Genomic DNA, 5,234 nt, shown 5'->3' on the forward strand with positions numbered 1-5,234 from the left:
AGGAAAATCGCCGCCGCGCATGGTCTTGCCGTGCGCTTCGACGATCACGAGATCTTCGTCGCCAGCGTCAACGCGCCGGACGCGGTGGAGCATCTCGCCCGCGCGCTCGACGAGGAAGGCGTTGCGCGCAGCGAGGCGGCGCTGCCGATGCGCGCCTCGGAGGATTTCGGCATTTTCGGCCACAGCGCCAAATCGGCGATGTTCTTCCTCGGCGCCGGCGAAAGGCACCCATCGCTGCACAACCCCGACTATGATTTCCCCGACGACCTGATCCCGATAGGCTCGCGGATCTTCATGCGCGCGGCGCGAAATCTGCTTGGCTGATCGAACGCCTACGATGGTCGATCCGGTCGACGCCGATTTCTTCGCCCACGACGCGCTTGTGGTCGCCCGCGCGCTGATCGGCGCGACGCTTACGCTTTCCGGTGTCGGCGGCATCATCGTCGAGACCGAAGCCTACCGGCCCGACGATCCCGCCTCGCATGCCTATCGCGGCGAGACGCCGCGCAACGCGCCGATGTATGGCGCGCCCGGGACGGCCTATGTGTATCGCTCCTACGGCCTGCACTGGTGCCTGAACGCGGTGTGCCTGCCGGGCAGCGCCGTGCTGATCCGCGCGCTCCAGCCGCAATCGGGCATTGCCGAGATGCACGGCCGGCGCGGCGTAGCTGACGAGCGGGTGCTCTGCTCCGGGCCCGGCAAGCTCTGCCAGGCGCTCGGCATCGACGGCTCGCACAATCGGCTGCCGCTGACCGCGCCGCCTTTCGAGTTTGCCCCGTCGCGGGCCGATCCCTCCGCCATCGTCAGCGGCCGCAGGATCGGCCTGACCAAGGCGGTGGAATTCGAGTGGCGGTTCGGGCTTGCCGGGTCGGCCTATCTCAGCCGGAAATTCTGAGCGGCGCGAGCGGGCTCAGATTTCCACGCTGTCGAAAACGAAAATCTGGACGCCTGACTCATCAGGCGCGTAGAGCCGGCGATCCGCGCCGGCCGCTTTTCCCTCCGGGCTCGCCATCCCTTTCTTCATCGCGTCGAGATCGTCGAAATGAAGTGTCCCGATCAGGTAGACGTCAGACGGTCCGGCGAGCACTGTGATCGGCCCCCGGCTTACTTCGTATTTCCTCAAGCCCGGTATCTTCTTGGCCAGCGGTATATGCGTCTCGAAATAATGCTTGTCGAACGCCTGCGCGTCGGCTGGCTGCTTGTAGATGACGATCATTTCAGCCATTGCGGCTCTCCTTTTCGGTGCGGACGAACCAAGGACGAAGCGGCGGGTGGAAACGGAACGAGGTGTTGAAAAATTTCGGGAACGCTTTGACGGACGACGACAGCACTTGTCCGGCTCTCTCCTTTTGCCGCCATCTCGCTTGTGCGAAGAAGCATTCTGTGGTCTCTCCGGCCTTAATTAGCAAGGACTCAAGAATGAGAAATGCGATGATCGCCGCGCTCTGCGCGGGTGTGGCTGGATGCGCGTCCTCGCCTGTCGATTACGGCGCCTCGCTGTCGCAGCAGGATCCGAAATGGGCATCGCCGGGATGCCAGCAGGCCCGCGCCGCCGCCGCTGACTATACGCAGCGCGAGAAGGACCATCCCGGCTGGGGTTTTGGCGTGCTGTTTGGACCTTACAGCATGGGGATGGTGGCGGCCGTGAAGGAGCATGAGCGGCAGCAACGGCTGCTACTCGCCCGCCAGACCCATCTGCAATGCTCGAGCCAGAGGCTGCCGAAGGAACTGGATTTCGATCCGGCAATCTATGCGCCGAAGAAGGAGCATTATCCGTAGGCGTTCCGTTTCAGGCCGCTACCCTGCTTTCGAAGGCGTAGGCGAGGATCGCCACGCCCGTTGGCGTGACGACCTGGCTCGACAGTTTTAGCGTCGAAGGCGCAAGCCCCGCCTCGAAAAGGCGCAGGCCGTCGCCCAGCACCAGCGGATGGATCATCAGCACCAGCTCGTCGACAAGCCCGTTCCGCATCAGCGCGCCGAGCAACTTGCCGCTGCCGAACATGACCAATGTCTTGTCGTGGCCCTGCTTGAGCGCGCGCACCGTCTCTGCCGCCTCGCCGGCAAGCAGCGTCGAGTTCTCCCAGCGTAGTTCGTAGCCCGCATCATGCGAGGCGACGAATTTCCGCGCGCCGGCCAGCGCCCTGGTCATGGGACTGTCCGGCTGGCGCACGGCCCAGCCTTCGTAGAGGTCCTCATAGGTCGTGCGGCCGGCGAGCAGCGACCAGCCGCCGGCCATGGCGCGGCCGATGACCTCCTGCATTGTCGGATCGCTGCCCGGATTGCCCCAGCCGCCATGTTCAAAGCCATTGCGCCTGTCCTCGTCGGCACGCGCCGGCGCCTGGAAGACACCGTCCAGCGTCAGATGCTCGATGGCGACGATCCTTGGCATTTCAGCCTTCGCTCCATGCCTTCAGCAGTGGACCTTCGCTGCCATGGATCGGGTCCTTGTCGGGACGGCGGACCTCCGGGATCCTGCGCAGCGCCTCGGCATGCTGCTCGGGGCTGCGGCACAGATCGTATGTGCCGAAGGGCGGATAGGCGCCGACCACCAGGAGGTCGGCCGAGCCGGACAGGCGCTGGTGGCCCGTGCCGGCGGGCAGCACCGCCACGTCTCCGGCCTTGACCTCGAGCACCTTGCCCTTGTCGCCGCCGAAGCGCACTTCGGCAGCGCCGCGCGCGATGCCCAGAACCTCATGAATGCGCGAGTGATAATGGACGAAGCTGTAGATGCCGTTGCGCCAGCTGTCGCCCCAGCCATTCGCGCCGAAAATATCCTCGAAGACCGCAGCCGGATCGACGTCGTCCGGCAGCGGCACCGCGCCGGGATAGACAAGCATGGGCCATCGCGGATGATTGGGCACCAGCCCGTCATCGGCGAAGCGAAAGGCGAGAGGCTCCTGCTTTTTGACCAGTTGCGCCATGCTTGTCACTCCCTGCAGCACTGTCGGGTCTAACGGTTTGCAGCGCGCTTTGCTCCGGTCAACATCGTCTTCAGCATGGACTTGGGCGCGCCCAACGGGCCGGTAATCGGCAGTGATCGCCTAAAGAGCCTGTGGCGGCTGTTACTGCGTGAGCAACCGCGAGACCTTGAGCCGCGGCGCGAAGAAGCAGCGCAGATAGGGCTGGTTGGTGATGACGTATCTGTTCTCGCAGATATGGTATCGGCCGTCCGGCGATTCCTGCACGCGCTCTCGCGGGATGTTGAAGCCATCGGGCAGATAGACATAGCCGCCGTCCGCCCTGGACTGCACCGAGGACTCCGGTATGGGGCGGCAATCCGTGCCGCCGCAGCATTTGAAGTTCGTTACCGGATCGACTTTGTTCTGGTACCAGTCGTGGGCGTTGGCGCCTGTCGCGACGGCAAGGCAGATGGCGATGACGATGACCCTTCCCATGGCGTTCCTCGACGAAGCGGAGGCGCTGCTCAAGCGTCAACGTATATAGCGTTCCGCTAAAGATGCCATTGGTCCGCGAGGGGCGGACGCTGCTCCGGCAAGCGGCGCTCGGAACTGAAAGACCGCAATGGATGAAAGCGGAACTTCAATCTAAGTCTTACCCGCCCCGGCCACCAGCCCATGAACCGTCTCGCCTATCCATAGAGCCACGCGGACGCCTTATTTGTTTTCGGAAGTGCAAGTTCGGCGGGCCGAGGGCCATCAACTTCTCGGGGGTGCCGCGACGCCAGCGTAGTGGCTTCCCAATTGCCAGAAGGGCAGTTGGAACCGCCCGCGCTCCTCTTCAAGGACACGGAAGCCCGCCGCGCGGATCAAGCGCAGTGGATCGCGGTTGAGTTGGCAACCGCCGGCGAGCCGCCCCCACAGCCCATTCAGGCGCGCCTGCCACCTGCGGCAACGCGGTCCCTCGGCCTGGCCATGCTCGAGGAAGATCAGCCGGCCCGTGGGCTTCAGGATGCGCCGGATCTCGTTCAGCGCCGCCTGAGGGTCGGGAATGGTGCAGAAGGCGTAGGTCACGACGACCGTGTCGGCCAAGTCATCGCTCAACGGCAGGCTTTCGCCATTGGCGCGCAGGCGTTCGACCTCAAATGACAAGGAGCGGCTCTTCGATTCGGCGAGGCCGAGCATCGTGCCGTCGGGATCGACGCCGACCAGCCTTTCCACCCTGGCGGCGTCGTAATAGGGAAGATTCAGGCCGGACCCGAAGCCGACTTCGACGACAATGCCCTCTGCCCGCGGGATCATGCGCCTTCGCATGCGCGCGAATGCGCCGGCCGAACACCCGGCGTGGACGAGGTAGGGAGCAATGCAGCGCGCATACCAGGAGAGACAGGATTGGCACATGTCTCAACCTCCCTGTCCGGTCGTCCGAATGTCGATAAGGGCGCCATCCTCGGCAACAGCCTCCGACGTGCGATGGTGGGTGACAGTATTGACCAGTGACATTTCTCGCTCCAAGGGAGTCTCCTGATCGGGCCCGATCGGCCCGACGTCATGGGGGTGGATAGAATGCCGGCGTCCCTCCAACGTCCCCCGCCGGCCGGATACCGATCGATGAAGCGGTTGGAACTCCAACTTATGGGTTTCCCGGAGTTCCGTCTGAACGGCCGGACGGTGGAGCTTGCCTTGCGCAAGGCGGCGGCACTCCTCATCTACCTCGCCGAAGCCGGCGGGCCCGTGGCGCGGGAGGTCGCCGCCACGCTTCTATGGCCCGATACCGACGAAGAAGCCGCACGGGCACGCCTTCGGCGCACCCTGTATAAAATCCGCATCGCGTTCGGCAGCGAGGTCATCGCTGCGGCCGGGGCATCGCTCAGCCTGAACCCGGCGCTGTCCGTCGAGGCCGATTCCAGGGTTTTCGAGCATGCCTGCAATGTCGGCCCTCTCGATACGGCCGCCGACATTTACCGGGGCGACTATCTCGCCGGCTTCTCACTGCCGGACTGTCCCGAAATCGAGGAATGGATCTTCTTCAGGCGCGAGGCCTTGCGCAGCCGGCTGGTGCAGGCGTTGGAAAGGCTGATCGAGGCGAAGATCGCCGACGGCGAGCCTCGCAGCGCGGTCGTGCACGCGACGCGCTTGGCGGGACTGGACCCGCTGAGCGAAAGCGCGCACCGTCACCTGATCCGGGCCCACCTGGCGGCCGGGGACAGGGCGGCCGCGGAGCGCCAGGGCGAAACCTGTATCCGCCTGTTGCGGGAGGAACTCGGCATAGCGCCCGCCCCCACCACGCTTGCCATGCTGCGTGAGCCAACGCGCGATGCCACCTTGGACCTGCCC

9 protein-coding genes are annotated in these 5,234 nt (G+C 64.8%); 4 read left to right on the top strand and 5 right to left on the bottom strand.

Annotation, left to right across the window (positions count from 1 at the left end; all coding sequences use genetic code 11):
• Both EOA23_RS31225 and EOA23_RS31230 read left to right on the top strand, forming a co-directional pair.
• The coding region (locus EOA23_RS31225) for a M20/M25/M40 family metallo-hydrolase (protein WP_127306944.1) at positions 1-324 on the top strand (324 nt) is incomplete at its 5' end.
• A 13-nt stretch (positions 325-337) separates the two neighbouring features.
• Positions 338-895: a DNA-3-methyladenine glycosylase gene (locus tag EOA23_RS31230; protein ID WP_127306950.1), complete on the top strand. Its 558-nt coding sequence runs from the start codon at positions 338-340 to the stop codon at positions 893-895.
• Between the two features lie 15 nt (positions 896-910).
• On the opposite strand, the gene EOA23_RS31235 is transcribed toward EOA23_RS31230, so the two are convergent.
• On the bottom strand, positions 911-1,225 hold the full coding sequence (locus EOA23_RS31235) for an EthD family reductase (RefSeq protein ID WP_127306945.1): 315 nt from the start codon (positions 1,223-1,225) through the stop codon (positions 911-913).
• A gap of 194 nt (positions 1,226-1,419) precedes the next feature.
• On the opposite strand from EOA23_RS31235, the gene EOA23_RS31240 reads away from it, so the two are divergent.
• A complete protein-coding gene (locus tag EOA23_RS31240) occupies positions 1,420-1,779 on the top strand; it encodes a hypothetical protein (RefSeq protein ID WP_127306946.1) in 360 nt (119 codons plus the stop codon).
• Positions 1,780-1,789: 10 nt separating this feature from the next.
• Here EOA23_RS31240 and EOA23_RS31245 read toward each other — a convergent pair whose 3' ends face one another.
• The 4 genes from EOA23_RS31245 to EOA23_RS31260 form a co-directional block, all read right to left on the bottom strand.
• On the bottom strand, positions 1,790-2,389 hold the full coding sequence (locus tag EOA23_RS31245) for a dihydrofolate reductase family protein (protein ID WP_127306947.1): 600 nt from the start codon (positions 2,387-2,389) through the stop codon (positions 1,790-1,792).
• Between the two features lies 1 nt (position 2,390).
• On the bottom strand, positions 2,391-2,921 hold the full coding sequence (locus tag EOA23_RS31250) for a cupin (RefSeq protein ID WP_127306948.1): 531 nt from the start codon (positions 2,919-2,921) through the stop codon (positions 2,391-2,393).
• A 141-nt stretch (positions 2,922-3,062) separates the two neighbouring features.
• A complete protein-coding gene (locus tag EOA23_RS31255; protein WP_126061607.1) occupies positions 3,063-3,395 on the bottom strand; it encodes a hypothetical protein in 333 nt (110 codons plus the stop codon).
• 261 nt (positions 3,396-3,656) lie between these two features.
• Positions 3,657-4,199 (bottom strand): class I SAM-dependent methyltransferase, encoded by a 543-nt coding sequence (locus tag EOA23_RS31260; RefSeq protein WP_245474403.1) that lies wholly within the window; start codon positions 4,197-4,199, stop codon positions 3,657-3,659.
• A gap of 309 nt (positions 4,200-4,508) precedes the next feature.
• Here EOA23_RS31260 and EOA23_RS31265 point away from each other — a divergent pair.
• A partial coding sequence (locus EOA23_RS31265) for a BTAD domain-containing putative transcriptional regulator (protein WP_281058775.1) occupies positions 4,509-5,234 on the top strand: 726 nt, incomplete at its 3' end.

This window comes from Mesorhizobium sp. M2A.F.Ca.ET.042.01.1.1 (genome assembly GCF_003997405.1).
Lineage (GTDB): Bacteria > Pseudomonadota > Alphaproteobacteria > Rhizobiales > Rhizobiaceae > Mesorhizobium.

Bases quoted from the DNA above. Each gene is read 5' to 3' on its own strand.
- EOA23_RS31230 (WP_127306950.1), top strand. From the start codon at position 338: ATGGTCGATCCGGTCGACGCCGATTTCTTCGCCCACGACGCGCTTGTG.
- EOA23_RS31235 (WP_127306945.1), bottom strand. From the start codon at position 1,225: ATGGCTGAAATGATCGTCATCTACAAGCAGCCAGCCGACGCGCAGGCG.
- EOA23_RS31240 (WP_127306946.1), top strand. From the start codon at position 1,420: ATGAGAAATGCGATGATCGCCGCGCTCTGCGCGGGTGTGGCTGGATGC.
- EOA23_RS31245 (WP_127306947.1), bottom strand. From the start codon at position 2,389: ATGCCAAGGATCGTCGCCATCGAGCATCTGACGCTGGACGGTGTCTTC.
- EOA23_RS31250 (WP_127306948.1), bottom strand. From the start codon at position 2,921: ATGGCGCAACTGGTCAAAAAGCAGGAGCCTCTCGCCTTTCGCTTCGCC.
- EOA23_RS31255 (WP_126061607.1), bottom strand. From the start codon at position 3,395: ATGGGAAGGGTCATCGTCATCGCCATCTGCCTTGCCGTCGCGACAGGC.
- EOA23_RS31260 (WP_245474403.1), bottom strand. From the start codon at position 4,199: ATGATCCCGCGGGCAGAGGGCATTGTCGTCGAAGTCGGCTTCGGGTCC.